This window comes from Acinetobacter sp. ABJ_C1_1 (assembly GCF_044684115.1).
Classification (GTDB): domain Bacteria; phylum Pseudomonadota; class Gammaproteobacteria; order Pseudomonadales; family Moraxellaceae; genus Acinetobacter; species Acinetobacter nosocomialis_A.
Genome location: NZ_JBITPU010000005.1, coordinates 103,865 through 121,841, shown reverse-complemented (window position 1 = coordinate 121,841; position 17,977 = coordinate 103,865). Strand labels below are relative to the sequence as shown.

16 protein-coding genes, 1 tRNA gene and 1 other RNA gene are annotated in these 17,977 nt (G+C 40.5%); 4 read left to right on the top strand and 14 right to left on the bottom strand.

Features of this window, described 5'->3' with window-relative positions; translation table 11 throughout:
- Positions 1-12: 12 nt before the first annotated feature.
- The 5 genes from ACG59Z_RS08825 to ACG59Z_RS08805 all read right to left on the bottom strand — a co-directional run bounded on the left by ACG59Z_RS08825 (position 13) and on the right by ACG59Z_RS08805 (position 6,457).
- Positions 13-1,464 carry an NAD-dependent succinate-semialdehyde dehydrogenase gene (locus tag ACG59Z_RS08825; protein ID WP_400198853.1) on the bottom strand — a complete coding sequence of 484 codons (1,452 nt, stop codon included), beginning with the start codon at positions 1,462-1,464 and terminating at the stop codon, positions 13-15.
- A 63-nt stretch (positions 1,465-1,527) separates the two neighbouring features.
- Positions 1,528-2,643, bottom strand: coding sequence for a carnitine monooxygenase subunit alpha (gene cntA, locus ACG59Z_RS08820; protein ID WP_002120432.1), 1,116 nt, complete (start codon positions 2,641-2,643; stop codon positions 1,528-1,530).
- A gap of 42 nt (positions 2,644-2,685) precedes the next feature.
- Positions 2,686-3,660, bottom strand: a complete 975-nt coding sequence (locus tag ACG59Z_RS08815; protein WP_400198852.1) for an alpha/beta hydrolase — start codon at positions 3,658-3,660, stop codon at positions 2,686-2,688.
- A gap of 11 nt (positions 3,661-3,671) precedes the next feature.
- Positions 3,672-5,324, bottom strand: coding sequence for a BCCT family carnitine transporter (locus tag ACG59Z_RS08810; RefSeq protein ID WP_202724699.1), 1,653 nt, complete (start codon positions 5,322-5,324; stop codon positions 3,672-3,674).
- Positions 5,325-5,344: 20 nt separating this feature from the next.
- A complete protein-coding gene (locus ACG59Z_RS08805; RefSeq protein ID WP_400198851.1) occupies positions 5,345-6,457 on the bottom strand; it encodes a tartrate dehydrogenase in 1,113 nt (370 codons plus the stop codon).
- Between the two features lie 103 nt (positions 6,458-6,560).
- Here ACG59Z_RS08805 and ACG59Z_RS08800 point away from each other — a divergent pair, with 103 nt between their 5' ends.
- Complete coding sequence (locus tag ACG59Z_RS08800; protein ID WP_077170014.1) at positions 6,561-7,541, top strand: LysR family transcriptional regulator; 981 nt, start codon at positions 6,561-6,563, stop codon at positions 7,539-7,541.
- A 51-nt stretch (positions 7,542-7,592) separates the two neighbouring features.
- Here ACG59Z_RS08800 and ACG59Z_RS08795 read toward each other — a convergent pair whose 3' ends face one another.
- From ACG59Z_RS08795 to coaD, 5 genes are all read right to left on the bottom strand, one after another.
- Positions 7,593-8,780, bottom strand: a complete 1,188-nt coding sequence (locus ACG59Z_RS08795; RefSeq protein WP_400198850.1) for a porin — start codon at positions 8,778-8,780, stop codon at positions 7,593-7,595.
- Between the two features lie 148 nt (positions 8,781-8,928).
- Positions 8,929-9,005, bottom strand: a tRNA-Met gene (locus ACG59Z_RS08790).
- A gap of 64 nt (positions 9,006-9,069) precedes the next feature.
- Positions 9,070-9,424: RNase P RNA component class A (rnpB, locus tag ACG59Z_RS08785), an RNA gene on the bottom strand.
- A gap of 27 nt (positions 9,425-9,451) precedes the next feature.
- The gene (locus tag ACG59Z_RS08780) at positions 9,452-9,715 is read right to left on the bottom strand and encodes a YfhL family 4Fe-4S dicluster ferredoxin (RefSeq protein WP_004703368.1); all 264 of its coding nucleotides are present in this window, start codon (positions 9,713-9,715) and stop codon (positions 9,452-9,454) included.
- A gap of 1 nt (position 9,716) precedes the next feature.
- Entirely contained in the window at positions 9,717-10,208 is a 492-nt protein-coding gene (gene coaD, locus ACG59Z_RS08775; RefSeq protein WP_000047853.1) for a pantetheine-phosphate adenylyltransferase, read from the bottom strand.
- 135 nt (positions 10,209-10,343) lie between these two features.
- On the opposite strand from coaD, the gene smpB reads away from it, so the two are divergent.
- Positions 10,344-10,820, top strand: a complete 477-nt coding sequence (gene smpB, locus ACG59Z_RS08770; RefSeq protein WP_263613070.1) for an SsrA-binding protein SmpB — start codon at positions 10,344-10,346, stop codon at positions 10,818-10,820.
- A gap of 51 nt (positions 10,821-10,871) precedes the next feature.
- Here smpB and ACG59Z_RS08765 read toward each other — a convergent pair whose 3' ends face one another.
- The 3 genes from ACG59Z_RS08765 to rluD form a co-directional block, all read right to left on the bottom strand.
- Positions 10,872-11,423, bottom strand: coding sequence for a flavodoxin family protein (locus ACG59Z_RS08765; RefSeq protein ID WP_400198849.1), 552 nt, complete (start codon positions 11,421-11,423; stop codon positions 10,872-10,874).
- Positions 11,424-11,644: 221 nt separating this feature from the next.
- On the bottom strand, positions 11,645-12,382 hold the full coding sequence (gene pgeF / locus ACG59Z_RS08760; RefSeq protein ID WP_400198848.1) for a peptidoglycan editing factor PgeF: 738 nt from the start codon (positions 12,380-12,382) through the stop codon (positions 11,645-11,647).
- Positions 12,383-12,392: 10 nt separating this feature from the next.
- The gene (gene rluD / locus ACG59Z_RS08755) at positions 12,393-13,445 is read right to left on the bottom strand and encodes a 23S rRNA pseudouridine(1911/1915/1917) synthase RluD (protein ID WP_311070476.1); all 1,053 of its coding nucleotides are present in this window, start codon (positions 13,443-13,445) and stop codon (positions 12,393-12,395) included.
- Positions 13,446-13,516: 71 nt separating this feature from the next.
- Here rluD and ACG59Z_RS08750 point away from each other — a divergent pair, with 71 nt between their 5' ends.
- Entirely contained in the window at positions 13,517-14,638 is a 1,122-nt protein-coding gene (locus tag ACG59Z_RS08750; RefSeq protein ID WP_396479778.1) for an outer membrane protein assembly factor BamD, read from the top strand.
- A gap of 158 nt (positions 14,639-14,796) precedes the next feature.
- Complete coding sequence (locus ACG59Z_RS08745) at positions 14,797-16,662, top strand: DNA primase (RefSeq protein WP_400198847.1); 1,866 nt, start codon at positions 14,797-14,799, stop codon at positions 16,660-16,662.
- Here the strand turns inward: ACG59Z_RS08745 and hemA are convergent.
- On the bottom strand, positions 16,659-17,942 hold the full coding sequence (gene hemA / locus ACG59Z_RS08740; protein WP_311087054.1) for a glutamyl-tRNA reductase: 1,284 nt from the start codon (positions 17,940-17,942) through the stop codon (positions 16,659-16,661). The genes ACG59Z_RS08745 and hemA overlap by 4 nt on opposite strands.
- Between the last annotated feature and the right edge of the window lie 35 nt (positions 17,943-17,977).

Genomic DNA, 17,977 nt, shown 5'->3' with positions numbered 1-17,977 from the left:
TAGGGCTTATCCTTAAAGCCCTAAACACATGTATTTAATGGTCATGAATTCTTCAAGACCATATTTTGAACCTTCACGCCCAACACCTGATTGTTTCACACCGCCAAATGGTACCACTTCATTTGAAATTGCTGTGGCATTCATACCGACCATTCCATATTCAAGCTGTTCTGACACTCGCCATAAACGTGAAATATTTTCGCTATAAACATACGCTGCCAAACCGAAGATAGTGTCATTTGCTTGAGCAACCACATCTGCTTCATCTGTAAAGCGAATGAGCGGCGCAACCGGACCAAAAATTTCTTCTTGGACAATTTCCATCGTACGGTCTACGTTCGTTAGAACCGATGGCTCATAAAAGGTTTGTCCTAAAACATGTTGTTTACCGCCGCAAGCAACTTTAGCTCCTTTACTTACCGCATCATCAATCAACTGCTGTGCTTTTAACACTGCTTTTTCATTAATTAATGGGCCAATTTGCACGCCATCTTCAAGTCCATTACCGACTTTAAACTTTTGTACTTCTTGTACAAACTTCTCGGCAAAAGCTTGATAAATATTGTCATGTACATAAATGCGGTTAGCACAAACACAGGTCTGGCCTGCATTACGGAACTTGGCAAAAATCGCACCTTGTACAGCTTTATCTAAATCGGCGTCATCAAACACAATCAGAGGAGCATTACCGCCTAACTCAAGCGCCAATTTTTTAATGGTACTTGAGCACTGCTGCATCAATAAACGCCCTACTGGAGTTGAGCCCGTAAAGGTCAATTTTTTCACTTTTTCATGTGAAGTAAATACCGAACCAATTTCTTGTGATTTACCTGTAACGACGTTAATCACACCAGCCGGAATACCTGCTTTTTCTGCAAGCTTCGCAATCGCTAAAGCACAATAAGGCGTTTCATTCGCTGGCTTAATCACGACCGTACATCCAGCTGCTAAAGCTGGTGCTGCTTTACGAGTAATCATGGCAATTGGGAAATTCCACGGCGTAATGGCAGCCACCACACCCACAGGTTCTTTACTAATAATAAAGCGCTGCTGGTTATTTACGGTTGGAATCACATCACCATAAATACGCTTACCTTCTTCGGCAAACCATTGAATAAATGATGCAGCATAACGCACTTCACCTTTCGCTTCTGCCAAAGGTTTACCTTGTTCAATGGTCATGATTAAAGCAAGTTCATCGATATGATCGAGAACCAGTTTGTACCAAGCCAATAAAATATCTGCACGGTTTTGGGCAGTTAAAGCTTTCCAACTTTTTAAAGCCGTATAAGCAGCCTCAACTGCTTGAGTCGCCTCAGCCGCTCCCATATTTGGAATTGTGCCAATTTCTTCGCCTGTTGCAGGGTTAGTCACTGGAACTGTTGCATTTGACTGTGCAGCTAGCCATTGCCCGTTAATATAGGCTTGTTGCTGAAATAATTCTGTGCTTTGTAAACTCGACATATCATCTTCCTAACTGAAGAATCAGGTGTAAGTGATATTTACACCTGAATAAATCCATTTGTTTTATTTATGATGCTGCGCCACTAAATGTTGGAAGTAAGCAATACCATGCTCACTAATTCCTGAACGTTGCTTATCAGTCATAATACGGCCTTGACCTCGATAACCACGTGATTTCAAACCACGTTGTACGCTTTCGACCAAGTTCAAATCTTCAGGACGGAATACATTGCGATACCACTCAATCAAATCTTTCTGATCTTGAGTGAGCTCTTCGTTCGTGAAGTAAATATCGTAATGCTGCAAAGTCGTTTCTGCATCTACTGGAAACTCATAGATCACCGTCATGAAATTGCTGCCCGGTGGTACGTTGAACATCGTGCAAGGCCAAGTCCAGAAACCATGAAACTCAGGATCTGTTACTGATGGATCAAGCTTGAATGACTTCTCAGATGAACGTGCAAAGCCATATTGCAATGTCCAGTTCTGATGTGTGGTATGCCAATATTTATCAACTTGTACGGAGTCAGCAAAACCAGGATGCGCTGGTCCACAGTGATAGCACTCTAGATAGTTATCAACAATTACTTTCCAGTTTGCTGGCGTTTCTGTCACAAAACGTGCCGCCAGTTTCAAATCTTTAATCACGCTACATGCTTGATTTAAACGCTCAGCAAATTCTGGAAGTTGGTCTTCTACGCATGTCGCATTTTCATCCATATTAATGAAAACAAAGCCGGCATATTCCTCAACTTTTAAAGGCACCATGCTTGAGTTTTCTTTGTCGAAAGATTCAACATGGTCACAGTTACGTGCTAAAGCTAAACTACCATCTAGCTTGAAAGTCCAAGCATGGTATGGGCAGGTAATTACATTTTTTGCTTTACCACTGCCACTTAAAAGCTCGTGACCACGGTGTGGACATACATTATAAAACGCACGTAAAACGCTATCTTTACCGCGAATGATGACAATATTTTCACCAATTACTTTACGGGTAATATAGTCATTCGGTTGTGCCAATTCACTGCCATGTGCAACACAAATCCAGCTTTTAGCAAAGATTGCTTCTTTCTCATGCTCAAAAACTTGCGATGAAGTATAGAAAACTTTAGGAAAAGTCCATGCAACATCTGGGTTTGCACAAAAATCTTCAGGTAATTTTTCAACTGCACTCATGTTATTACTCCATTAAATTCTTTTCGTCCAAATGACTCGATATTAAATTGATGTCTTTTCGACACTGCTCGACATGCGGCGTATCGCACTCAGCATGTTTTGATATAACTGTTGAACTTCTGGGCAGTCACGCATCAGACGTAAACTGCCATGTAATAAACCTTTGCCTAAATGAAACTCGCTCGGAATGCCTGTTTGTTCCAATTTTTGGGTAAAGAAATAGCCGTCATCACTTAAAGGGTCATACTCCGCAACCGCTACGAAACTCATAGGCATATCTGAAAAATCAGTTGCCAATAAAGGCGCTAGACGTAAATCCTGCCAATCTTGTGAGTTAGGTGCATATTCCTTTAAATAAAAATGCATATCTTCTGTCGTTAACAACGGCGCATGGGCATGCTTTTGTGCGGCTGGTGTATCAAGCGCTGTAGTTAAACACGGATAAACCAAAGCCAGTCCTTGAGCTTGCATACCACTATGCTGTAGATGCACTACAAGGGCTGCTGCTAAATTACCGCCAGCACTATCCCCTGCTAGAACGATATTTTCGCTATCGATCTGCCAAGTTGAACCATGCTTTTTAAGCCATTGATAAACTGCTAAACAATCTTCATAAGCTGCCGGAAAGCGGTGCTCCGGTGCCATGCGGTAATCTACGCTAATGACAACTGCATTTAAGTCCTGACACAAATAGCTGGTAATAAACTCATGTGAATCGAGCCCACCGACCATCCAACCGCCGCCATGTAAATACAACACACAAGCCCAACCTGACTCAGGTCGATTTGTTTTTGGTAAATACACACGAACAGGAACTTGATGCTCATCATTTGCAACAAAGCGATCTTCAACTTCAATCTTGCCATCACGTGGCAAAGTGTAGTGTCGGCACATCGCGTCATAGGCTGCACGGACTGAGTCAATATCTGCATCTGCTGGTGAATAAATGCTGCTCCAATACACAAGGCTTTGCATTTCTTCACTTAAGGCATAAGTAGTCTGTTCATGTGTATTCATTACTGTTCCCTTTAGCTGGTTTTTCTATCCAGTTTGATTGAGCTTGCAAGCTCAAGCTGCATCCGTTTTGCATGTTCATCTTGAGACTGGTTTAAACCAATTTCCGAATCATCATAACCTTGTTGCTCAATTAAATGCGATGGGACTTTGGCATAATCCTGAATCAGCCATTTCACTAAACCATAGGTTTGAATCAGAATAATCACGATGAATGGTAAAGCCGTCACAATCGTCGCTGTTTTCATGGTGTCTAAAGGTGCCTTACTAAAGATCATGGCAATTGGAACTAAAGTCAGCATGACACACCAGAACAGACGTGCATTTGGCGATGGGTCTTGTCCTTCACTTAAACCACGTGTACATGTTGCTGAAACCGCATAGCCTACCGCATCCATGTGTGCTGCCAAGAACACCACCATAATGCCGAGGAAAATCCACATCATGAGTTTTCCGGCAGGTAACAGGCTAAGCAATTGACCAATCGCAACCTCACCACCTTGTTGGCTTAAGATTTGTGGCACATTTACAGCCCCATGAATAAAGCTATAAACACTATAGTTTTCAAACACACCAAAGATGAACCAAAGACCGACACTACCACCAATCACCATGGCAAAGATCACTTCTTTAATGGTACGACCTTTAGAAACACGCGTTACGAACAGTGCCACACCCGGTGCATATGAAATCCACCATAACCAGTAGAAAACAGTCCATTCACGAGTAAACTTGCCATCACCCATTGGGTCGGTAAACAAACTCATATCAACAAAGTTGGTTGCCATCAACCCAAAACTCATTAATGAATTATTCAAAATGAATTGCGTTGGACCAAAGCAAAGTACATAAATCGCAAATAACACCACGCCCAAGCACACCATGTGACTTAAACGCTGCATGCCTTTATCCATGCCCACATAAGAACTGAGTGCGAACAGAACCGAAACACCTAAAATAATGATGACTTTAGTCATAAAGGTGTTTGGGATACCTGTGAGCTGAGACAAAATATTGGTAAATGTCACGGCGGTGAGTACTAATGAAATCGTCAATGCACCAAACATGCAAAGCAAGAACATAAGGTCAACTAAACGTCCAACCACGCCAGTTGATTTAAAGCCTGTTACCGCTTCAATCACGGAAGCTAAACTCAACCCTTTGTTTTTTCTCACATGGTAGCTGTAGCACAAAGAAATTGATGCTAATGCATAAATTGCCCAAGCACTTAAACCTGAATGAAAAAACGAGTAAGCCACACTATATTTCAATGCTTCTGCTGACTCAGGCGGTAAGCTCAAACCCGGAGTTTGATAATAGTAAGCCCAGTCCAAGAAGCCCCAATACAGCGTAGAAGACCCAATACCTGACAAGATGAACATAAAAATCCATGACATCGTGGTGTATTGGGGTTTCCCTTCACCTAGTTTGATTTTGCCGTATTTACTAAAGGCCAGACCAAAAGTAAAAATGATAGCTAAAAAAGCAAACAGTAATACTGGGGTTGTAAATACCGATGTCGTCCACTGCATCCATGTTGCAGCAATCTTGATCGACTCTTGCGAATAAATCGCCAAACCAGCAACTGAAATAAATACAAACAGTAAACTGGTTACGGCAAGAACTTTATCCGTATAAATTTTTGTGTTTTGATTATCCATATCCATACATCCATTTTTGGATGGCGTTATTCCATAGCGAACACGTCCATTTTAGTTTGGGCTACACACGATGCAATTGCATCTCCTACCTCATAAGTTTTTGCCTGACCGCCGATATCGGCTGTTTTTGGCCCATTAATTAAGACATTCTCAATCGCGTGCATAATGTCCTGACCAGCTTGAATGCAACGTTCATCTTCTTCACCAAAGAATTCGAACATCATGGCACCCGACCAAATCGCAGCGATTGGGTTGGCAATTTGTTTACCGTAAATATCTGGAGCTGAACCATGTACAGGTTCAAACAGTGATGGGAATTTTCTTTCTGGGTTTAAATTTGCTGAAGCAGCCAAACCAATGGTTCCCGTACATGCAGGACCTAAATCGGAAAGAATGTCGCCAAATAAATTGGATGCCACAACCACATCAAAACGCTCAGGTTGCAACACAAAACGCGCCGCTAAAATATCAACATGCTGTTTATCAGCCTGAATTTGTGGATATTGTTTTGCCATCGCGTCAACGCGTTCATCCCAGTACGGCATGCTGACAGCAATACCATTTGATTTGGTCGCTGCGGTAATTTTTTTCGCATCACGCTGATTTGCAAACTCAAATGCATAGCGCAAAATTCGATCTACACCATGGCGTGTAAATACTGCTTCTTGTAAAACAAACTCTCGGTCTGTCCCTTCAAAAGCTTTACCACCAATGGCTGAGTATTCACCTTCACTGTTTTCACGAACCACGTAAAAATCGATGTCGCCCGGTTTTTTACCTACCAATGGACATTTCACACCCGGCATTAAGCGCACTGGACGTAAATTCGCATATTGGTCAAAGCGACGACGGAACTGGAGCAGCGACCCCCAAAGCGAAATATGGTCAGGCACTTTATCTGGCCAGCCTACAGCGCCAAAATAAATTGCATCGTAGCCCTGCAAAGTTTCAAACCAGTCATCCGGCATCATTTTGCCGTGCTCAAGGTAGTAATCGCAGCTTGCCCAATCGAAAGCATCGAGTTGAAGCTCAATGCCATGCTTCTCTGCTGCTGCCTTTACAACCTTAATGCCTTCTGGTAGAACTTCTAAACCAATGCCATCGCCTGCAATCGTGGCAACTTTATATCTTTTTGCCATAAGCTTCCTTCACACCTTCGACTAATATCCTTGTATGGCTTAAACATGATGTTTTAAGCAAAAATGATCAATAACGGAACTATCACTCCAATGGACACGGATCGTGAATAATCTACCTAACCTATCGGATTTAAAGGTTTTTTGCACAGTCGCCAAACTAAAAAGTTTTGTCGAATCTGCTGAGGAACTTGGGACATCGCCAGCTTTTATTAGCAAGCGAATTAATATTTTAGAAAACACCTTAAGCTGCAAACTTTTCCATCGCAGTACACGTCACGTTAGCCTGACGGAAGATGGCAAACTCATTCTTGAGAGAGTTTCAAATATTCTTGAAGAATTTGATGAAGTTTGTGAACTGGTCAATAACCCGCTCAGTACACCTACGGGTCGTATGGATATTATTAGTAGCTTTGGTTTTGGCAGAAAACATATCGCACCAATTTTGTCTAAATTAATGATGCTTTATCCAAAGCTTCAAATACATTTTGACACCATCGACAATACTAAAGACCTGATTCAACACAGCATTGATTTAGACATCAGAATTGGTAATGAAATTGCGCCAAACATGATTGCGAAGAAGTTAGCTTCTAATTTTCGAATTTTATGTGCGGCGCCGAGTTATTTACTTAAACACGGCGTACCAGACAGCATTGAAGATTTGCAAACACATGATTGTTTGACGATTAGTGAGCGTGATCAATCGTCTGTATTATGGAAATTTAGACATGCTTCTGAAGATGTATCAGTGCATATCAAACCTCGTTTCGTTTCTAATAACGGTGAGATTATTCATCAGCTTGCCATAGAAGGACACGGCATTATTTTCCGGTCAATTTGGGATGTTGCAGATGAATTAATTACCGGTCAACTTCAGCACATTTTGCCTGAGTATTGGCAAGATGCAGATGTCTGGGCAGTTTATCCTTCACGACTCAAAAGCTCTTCCAAACTGCAAACCTGTATTCTGTTCATTCAAAATGAATTACTTAATCGCTTGCAACATGTGCAAAATTTAAGCCGAGGGCAACTCATTTCACCAGCCGTCAAACGAGAACCGCCGCCTGAAAAAGTTTTTCTATAAAAAAGCCCTAAGTGAGCCTATTCACTTAGGGCAGTAGTTTGCTTTTAAATTTTAGAAATAATATCCAATTGAAAGATAAAATAATTTATCCCAGTCATTACTGCTGCCTTGTGCAAGGCCATTTGCCCCACCACCTACCATTGGGTCATTTTTACTCATAATATATTCACCCTGAATACCAATAGCTTTGTAATTAAAATAAACGCCTGCAATTAAACGCTCAGAGTCTTTATATCCATCCTCATCTTTAAAAAAGCGGCTATGAGAGATATAAGGCTTAATATTGGTAAGTTGATGAAATGGCTGAGCAAAGGTGTAATTAATTTCATTTACTAAATATTTACCTTTATTGGCGACTTGATATGGATAGTCGAATGCACCAATCGTTGAGCTATTTGGAAATAAATCATCCCCATTCGTGACATCTTGCTTACCTGCCAAGAACATCCATTGCCATGCTTGATATTGCGTTTGAGCAAAAACGTTCCATGACTTGCGATGTCCATCTTCGTTTGTTCTTTTATTTTCTAAATCGGAGTACCAAACTGACCCACCTAGCTCAATCGAAAAGTTTTGAGATTTATCCAGTTCAAATTTTCTAGATGCTCGAGCAATCCACATATTTTTTTCTTCAATATTGGTGCCTGTACTTAAATCATCCGCTTCAACAAAATTACCACTGTATCGACTTGAGTCTTTTGATGTCCCCTTATAATTTCCTCCATCCGTTGGATAGAATCCTAAGGTCAAATTATATTGATCATTGTTAAATTTATACTTAATCCCTAAGTTATCAATATCTTCTAAACCAACGGTATTTAAAAGCGTCTCGTAATAACTACTTCCCCAAAATTCGCCAAAGCCAAAATCAACAGGCTGCAAACCTACCGTAATTCTTTGCTGGTCAGATAGCTTATAACCCGCCCATACTTTTTTTAGGAAAATTGCATCACACAAACGATTGTATTGATAACAACGGGCATCTAGACCTGCAATCCAATCTGGATTTTCATAACCCAAAACTAATTTAATGTCTGTGAGTCGCCAGTCATCATTTTGAGAACCTTCATTCGCCCCAACCACATAATCCTTATGCAAATAACGAGAACGTACTGCACCAGATACTTTAAATTGACCCGAATCTAAAGTTGGATCACCCCAACTCAAATCAGCCGCAGAGACTTGTACTCCCGCAGATAAACTCAAAATTCCTAAAAAAAATAATAATGACCTTTTCATGTCTTCAACATCCTTGTTAAGTGTTATAAGAACATGAAGAAATTGAGTTAGACAAACAATGCCGGAACTATAAAGTCGGTCTTTACAAACTGTGTTTAATCAAAAAATGAGCATAAAAAAAGACCACGCAGGAGCGTGGTCTGTAAAATGGTGGCTATGACGAGACTTGAACTTGTGACCCCCGCATTATGAGTGCGGTGCTCTAACCAACTGAGCTACATAGCCGTAAACTGTGCGCGCATTATCTTAGCTTCTTTACCGCGCGTCAAGAAAAATTTTAAATAAAATGAGGTGAAGTGAGCCTATAAGCCGGGTTCTGTCGAGGATGGTCATTCCTCTAGGCGTACAATCACTCATACGCTCAAGCGACCTACCCGAATCCAGTACGGGCCGCACCTAGGATTCCTATTTGGTCTTGCTTCTGGTGGGGTTTGCCATGCCGTGAACTGTTACCAGACACGCGGTGCGCTCTTACCGCACCCTTTCACCCTTACCTCACGAATGAGGCGGTCTACTCTCTGCTGCACTTTCCGTCGGCTTTCACCGCCCAGGCGTTACCTGGCACCCTGCCCTATGAAGCCCGGACTTTCCTCTCCTGCTTCAGTCACGAAGACCTCCACAGCAGCGACCATCCAGCTCACTTCAGGGGCGCATATTAACAAATTTATTGACTAATTGCTTGTGCTTTTTTGAGCAATTAATCTTTTATATTTGTCTAATAGCTGTTCTTCCGTTTCCTCATGCTGCGGATCTTTAGGAATACAGTCTACTGGACAAAATAATTGACATTGTGGCTGGTCATGGTGACCAACGCACTCTGTACATAAATCTGGATGAATTTCATAAATCACTTCACCCATAAAAATAGCTTCATTTGGGCAAACTGGTTCACAAACATCACAGTTTATGCACTCATCGGTGATATATAACGACACTTTACCAACCTTGTTGATGTTTACGTTCAAAAGCTTCAACCACAGCTTGCGGAACAAACTTGGTTACATCACCTTTTAAGCGTGCAATTTCTCGAATCAACGTCGAAGAAATAAATGAATACTGCTCAGATGGTGTTAAAAATACTGCTTCAAAATGTGGGTCCAACTGGCGATTCATATTAGCCAATTGAAACTCATATTCAAAATCAGATACTGCTCTTAAACCGCGAAGTACTGCTGTAGCCTTTTGCTCTTTGAAAAAATTAACCAATAAACCATCAAAACCTACAAACTCAACATTTGATAGATGGCCTAATGATGATTGTGCCAGTGCAACTCTTTCTTCTAGACTGAACAAAGGATTTTTATGATGTCCAATTGCAATCGCTACTACGACCTCATCAAACATTCTTGATGCTCTAGTAACTAAATCAACGTGCCCATTTGTGATAGGGTCAAATGTTCCAGGATAAATTACACGCGTTTTAGACATCCGCTAGTACTCTAATTGTATTGTGCGCCTATTTTAGCAAAAGTTATACATGAGGCGAAATATTGATATGTGGGAAAAAACTTCACCTTGGCATCAGTTTACGGCACAATAGGGACAATTGTGGAAGTTTGAATTATGGCGAAAGCAACAGTAGTAAAGAAACATAATGGCGGAACCATCGCACAAAATAAACGTGCCCGTCATGATTATTTTATCGAAGAAAAATTTGAAGCTGGCATGTCTTTACTCGGCTGGGAAGTAAAGTCTTTACGTGCTGGTCGTATGAGTTTGACAGAAAGTTATGTCATTTTTAAAAACGGTGAAGCATTCTTATTTGGTGCACAAATTCAACCGCTCCTTTCTGCATCTACACATATCGTGCCGGAAGCTACACGTACACGTAAATTATTATTGTCTCGCCGTGAACTTGAAAAGCTAACAGGTTCAGTAAACCAAAAAGGTTATTCATGCGTTCCATTAGCATGTTACTGGAAAGGTCATCTGGTTAAACTTGAAATTGCGCTTGTGAAAGGTAAACAGCTTCATGACAAACGTGCAACTGAAAAAGATCGTGACTGGCAACGTGATAAAGCTCGTATATTTCATAAATAATTTAATAAAAAAAGCCTCTGTTAGAGGCTTTTTTTATATCGCATGATTTATTTAATTTAATCTATATAAAAGCCCGGCAATATACTCACCAAACCATTTTGCAGTATCTAAATCACCTTGCGGCGGTGTAATTTCAACAGGTGCATTATCTGACTGAGTCATTAAACCTAAACAGCTCGATAAACGGTTTAAATCGGTTTCGGTATGACCTGTTGTTATTAAAGGTAACCCTGACCACAGCATGCCATGCTGCATCGCAAAAATATTAATCTGCTGCAAAACTGCAAGTTTATCACCGCTCAAACCACCCGAATTAGCAAAACCTGCTGCTAACTTGCCTTGCCATAAACGATTTTTCCAACGTTTAGATGTACTATCCATAAACTTTTTAAAATCGGCAGTTACGCTTCCCATATACGTTGGCGAGCCAAAAATAATACCCTGTGAGGCATCTAAAACATCCCAGTCAATGTGCTCAATATTCATCACATGTACTTTAACACCCATTACCTCTGCACCAGCAGCAATAGCAAACGCTACCTTTGCGGTATGACCATAGGGGCTGTGATAGACAATTGAGAGATGTTTTTCAGGCAAAGACATAAGCTTAATTTTTTGAGCGATTTTTTGTATTTTATCATTTTATTAAAACTTGCTAAACCATGATCTATAAGTATCAAAGACCAGCTTTTTAATGAATTATTTTAGTAAGTACTGAAAATACAAAAATAAAAACTCTCTTATGTCATTTTAAATTCTAAATAACATAAGAGAGTAATAACACAACAATCGTACTTCTAAAATGAAATACGATTTTTTATAAACTAAATAAAAACAAAAGTTGCCATACGTCCCGTTTTAGCATCACGGCGATAAGAAAAATACTCATCACCCTGTTGATATGAGCATTGATCGCCGCCTAAAACTTGCTTAACACCAAGTCTTTGCAAAATAAAACGAGCAATCGCGTATAAATCTGCGTGAAATTTATTTGAAGCAGCCCCATCAATAAATGCAGTTTCCAATTCAGGATATTTATCACAAAAGGCTTTTTTTACTTCAGCTCCAATTTCAAAGCAAGGTTGACTAATCGCAGCTCCTAACCACGCCCATGTTGGTGGGCTTTGCATCGCAGCAACTGTATTTTCAATAATACCACCCGCCAAACCACGCCATCCTGCATGTAAGTTGGCAACTTCAGTGCCCTCAGCATTACCAAGGACTACAGGTAAACAATCGGCTGTCATCATCATTAATGCATGACCTTTGGTTTGAGTAACCAAGCCATCGCCGATTAAAGCATTAAAGGGAATTTGTTCATTTACCGTATGACAAATTGTACTATGCGTTTGAGTCATCCACGTCATTTTCTTAACGCCAAACTGAGCAAACTCTTCTAACAGCATCATTCGATGCTGCTGAACGCGACCAGCTTCATCTTTAACATGTAAAGCAAGATTAAAACCTGTTAATTCGGTTTGATCCGTTGGCAAAGCCAAAGGATGTTGAACACGTGTCTGCCCTACAAATACGCCTTGAGGTAAACCTTGAACAAATTCCATATACATGTCCTTAATATGCAGCGTTTTCTGAACGTAACACATTAACCAACTGAGTAAAATCTTCAGGCCATGGTGCTTCAAATAACATTTCTTCACCAGTACGCGGATGTTTTAAGCCCAACTTAGCTGCGTGCAATGCTTGGCGTTTAAAACCACGTAAAGTTTCAATCAGTAATTCAGATGCACCTGCAGGCACACGTACACGGTTCATATAAACCTGATCACCAATTAAGCCGTAGCCAATATAACTAAAATGCACACGAATCTGATGAGTTCGGCCTGTTTCAAGACGCGCTTGCACACGAGTAAAATCTTTAAAACGCTCTTTTACATTGTAGTGAGTCACCGCATCACGCCCGCCCGGCAAAATTGCCATTTTTACACGGTCAACTGGGTGGCGTTTAATTGGCTCATCAATCGTACCGCCAGCAATAATATTTCCATAAACAACTAAGTCATATACACGATAAACCGACTTATTTGCCAATTGTTTACTTAAAGAAAATTGCGCTTCTAACGTTTTAGCAACAACCAATAAACCGCTGGTGTCTTTATCGATACGATGTACTAAACCAGCACGAGAAAGTTCTGCCAATTTTGGAGAATGGTAAAGCAAAGCATTTACTAAAGTTCCAGAAGTATTACCTGCTCCTGGATGTACCACCATCCCTACTGGTTTATTAATGACTAAAATATCGTCATCTTCATAAACAATGTTGAGTGGAATGTTTTCAGGTTGACTCGTAGTCTGAGCTTCAAGCTCAACTTCGAGTGTAAGCAGCTCTGTGCCTTCACAACGGTGCTTAGGTTTGACAATGTTACCATTCACCAACAGATGGCCATCCTTCAACCATTGCTTGAGCTTTTCACGCGAAAACTCACTCCACACCATAGCTGCAACTTGGTCGATGCGTTGCCCTAAGTAGCTTTCATCTAGCTGAACTTGCAACGATAAACGTGTTGCAGTTGTATCAGAAGTATGGTTATCTGCATCCTCAGAATCTTCAAGTAAATTGAAGTCGGTTTCAGAGAAGTTTGTGTTTGAAGATTGTGCTGAAGTCATTTGATCATTGAGATAAAAGTGGTTTAATAGCGCAATTGTAGCTCATTGCCCAACATAACAGAGGAGTTTTTATGTCGCTACCACGTTATAAAATTACGATGCTTGCCTTATCTTTAGGTGTAGCGTCTGCATTTGTGGGCTGTAGCAGCAATCCAAGTAAAAAAGATGTGGTCGATACTGGCCCTCAATCTAGCGAACAAGCATATTTTGAAAAGGCCCAAAAATCTCTTGATCGTGGTCAATATCTTGACGCTACCAAATCTTTAGAGGCGATTGATACCTATTATCCAACTGGACAATACGCACAACAAGCACAACTTGAACTTCTCTATTCAAAATTTAAACAAAAAGATTATGAAGGGGCGATTGCTCTAGCTGAACGCTTTATTCGCTTAAATCCTCAGCATCCAAATGTAGATTATGCCTACTATGTACGTGGCGTATCTAATATGGAGATGAACTACGACAGCTTATTGCGTTACACATCTTTGCAACAATCACACCGTGACATCAGTTATTTAAAACTTGCTTATCAAAACTTCGTTGATTTGATTCGTCGCTTCCCAAGTAGCCAATACTCTGTCGATGCAGCACAGCGTATGAAGTTTATTGGCCAAGAGCTTGCTGAAAGTGAAATGAATACAGCACGTTTTAACGTTAAGCGTAAAGCATGGGTTGCAGCGGCTGAGCGTTCACAATGGGTAATTGAACACTATCCACAAACACCTCAAGTACCAGAAGCACTAGCAACTTTAGCATACAGCTATGACCAGTTGGGTGACAAGGCAACTTCACAACAATACATCGAAGTTTTAAAGCTTAATTATCCTAGTCTGGTTAATAAAAATGGCACAGTAAACATGCGTGCTGCTCGTAAAGAAGGCAACTGGATTAACCGTGCTACCTTGGGTATTCTCGGCCGTGAATCTAAGTCTACAACACCAGATACGACAACTACTGAAACAGAACCTAAACGTAGTCTACTTAACCGTGTAAGCTTTGGTTTAATTGGTAATTCTGGCAAAGAAGAAACTCAAGAAACAACAAAGGCACCGGTTGAGACTCCAAAAACTGAACGTAGTTGGACTAACCGTTTAAGCTTCGGTTTACTTGATAAACCAGAAAAAGCAGCAGAAGGTGCAACAACTGCACCTGCAGCTTCTTCGTCTGAACCAGATGATGCTGCTCAATAAGCAATAACAGCTTAAAAATAACCAACAAACAGGCAAGTGATATCACTTGCCTGTTTGTTTTTATAAAATAGTAAAATATTTATCGGGCATATCTCGGTTCATCATGTCAGAATAATCTGACCTATCGCATCATTAGTTTAAACACGGTTATCTGAATTATGGCAATTCCACAGCATACGATTGATCAGATTCTAGATCGAACAGATATTGTCGATCTGATTGGTCAACGTGTGAAATTGAAAAAGACCGGACGAACATATTCTGGTTGTTGCCCTTTTCATCAAGAGAAAACCCCCTCTTTCCATGTTTATCGCGATAAACAGTACTATCACTGCTTCGGCTGTCAGGCAAACGGAAATGCTATCCGCTTCTTAATGGATATTGATAACCGAAACTTTATTGATGTCATGAAAGAGTTATCGAGTAATGCGGGGATCGAATTACCCAAAGATAATACTGATAATAAAAAACTGTCTTATACCCGCCAAGTTACTAAGCCACCCGTTCCACAAAAAACGGTTGTAGAACCAAATGCCCAAGCACCTATAGATGATCAGTACAATACGCTTGAACCAGTATATTTTGATGATCCATTTGCACAGTTTGAACAGCCATTTAGTTTTGATGAGCCAGTACAAGAAGGTAATTTATATGACCTTCTAGAAAATGTTGCTCAGTTTTATGAACATCAATTACCAACAAGTCAGAAAGCTAAAAATTACTTCAAACAGCGTGGTTTAACTGACCAGACGATTCAGTTCTGGCGTTTAGGGTATGCTCCAGAAGACTGGCAACATTTAGAAAAAGCTTTCCCTTACGACATTGATGGTTTAAAACAACTTGGACTCATCCGTTCAAGTGACAGTGGTCGTGACTTTGACCTTTTACGTGACCGTGTCATTTTTCCAATTCGAGACCCTAAGGGCCGTGTAGTTGGTTTTGGTGGTCGTGCGCTCAATGATGAAATTAAACCTAAATACATTAACTCGCCAGACTCAGAAGTTTTCCATAAAAACCAATTACTTTATGGTCTCTATGAAGGTAGAAAATTAAAGTCGAATGACTGGTTAATGGTTGAAGGATATATGGATGTCATTGCTTTACAGCAATACGGCATTACAGGTGCTGTCGCGACTTTGGGAACGGCGAGTAATACTGAACATCTTAATATTTTATTTAAGCAAAATAATCGAATTACCATTGCATTTGACGGTGATATCGCAGGTCAAAAAGCAGCACGTCGAACTTTAGAAATTGCATTACCCCTCCTAAATGATGGCCGTGAACTTAAGTTCTTTGTATTGCCAAATGACCACGACCCAGACTCCCTAATCCGACGTGAAGGTCTCGAAAACTTCCAAAGACTATTAGACCAAGCTCCACTGCTCTCTGATTTTGTTTTTGCCCATCTTACGGGTCAACATGACATTAGTACGCCTGAAGGCAAGAGTCTTGTCATGGGTGAGTTAAGGGAACTCACCGAGTTATTGCCAAAACAAGGTTCCTTCCGTTATCTATTAACCCAATCTTTCCGTGAAAAATTAGGTTTAGGTAAGCGTTTTACCCCACAAGTTAGTCACGATGCATCGTTATCATTTAATATTCAAACGAAAGATGAAGACTTTGCTGTCGCAATTTTGATGCACCATCCATTTCTGTATATTCATTTTGAAGGATTACGTGCCTATATTCCGCAAGATGAGTTATTGGCTAAAATATTAGCAATTTTAAATCGTATATTTGATGAGTTGCCTGATGACCAAGAGCTAGCGACTTATTATGTTTTAGGTGCATGTAGCAGTTATTGCCATGAAATTGCAGATATTATGCAAAGAACCAATATTCAGGCATTAACTCAAGCACCTGAAGTCGCCGATAAACTCGCTAAAGAATATGCGTTAGGCTTGCAAGAAAGATATTTACGTCAAAAACTGAAATCTAAAATTTCATTAGTTGAGTCAAGAAACTTAAGACAACAACTCAATGAGCTCACCAAACAAATCAGTTTAAGATTGCTGTCTTAACGTTTTGGTTTTCGCTCATGATCAAATACATCCTGTAAATGCTGTTGTAGCCATTCGAAATGATCAGGGTTTTCTGCTTTAGCAGCTTCACGTAGCAACATAGATGTTGGATGCATTAACTTTTGCGTCAAACGATGGGCTAACTGCTGTAGAACTTGCTCTGGATCTCCACCATGATGCAAAGCTTCTAACGCATGAGCAAGCTCGTGTTGACTAATTTCTTCACTATGTTGGCGATAAGCATGAATTGTGCTGCCCGCTTCTTTGACTTTTTGATGTGTAATCAGTTGAGTGGCTAACTGATTCACCATCACTTCCGCTTCAACAGCTGCTTGACGACGTTGAGCCAAGTTTTCATCAATTACACTTTGTAGATCATCTACACCGTATAAATACACCCCATCAAGTGATTCCACTTTAGGGTCAATATCACGCGGTACAGCCAAATCAACCATCAACATTTGTTGATAACGGCGTTTTTTTAATGCACTTTTGACATCTGCATATGCAATAACTTGATGCAAACTCCCCGTACAACTTGAAACAACATCAGCACGATATAAATTTTCTGATAACGCTGAAAAATCAATAATCTCAACTTCAACACGATGGGCAATTTCTTGTGCTAACTGGTCAGCACGCTCACGGCTACGGTTACAGATAATAATCTTGGCTACACCCATTTCCGCTAAGTGTTTGGCAACCAGACTGTTCATTTCACCTGCTGCAACCACCATCACTGTGAGTTTTTCAGGTTTACTAAAAACCTGTAAAGCCAACTGTGCAACCGCATAACCCATTGAAACCGCATGGCTACCTACAGCTGTTTCTGAACGAACACGCTTAGCTGCATAAAAAGCATACTCAAATACACTATTTAATTCAGGAGAAACCGTCTGTGCTTCTTTAGACAGTGCTAGAGCACTTTTCACCTGCCCTAAAATTTGAGGTTCACCCAACATGAGTGAATCCAAACCACTTGCGACACGCATTAAATGTGTGATGGCTTGAGCATTCTCGTAACGATAAACATGATGAATTAACTGCTTTACATCAATATTATTGGCATCGGCTAACCATTTCAGAAGGCTTTCGGCATCTTCCGCCATGGCGTAGACTTCTGTACGGTTACAGGTTGAGACAACCACCAAGTCTTTTAAAGACTCGTGATAACGTTGCTCGGCAAGCAAAGTACTTAATCGCTCTGCATTGAAAGCAATTTGCTCGCGGAGTTCTACAGAAGCTGTTTGATGGTTGACACCCAATGCAAAGAAAGACATATCAGATCATCATTTCGCTAAATTTATGCTATTGT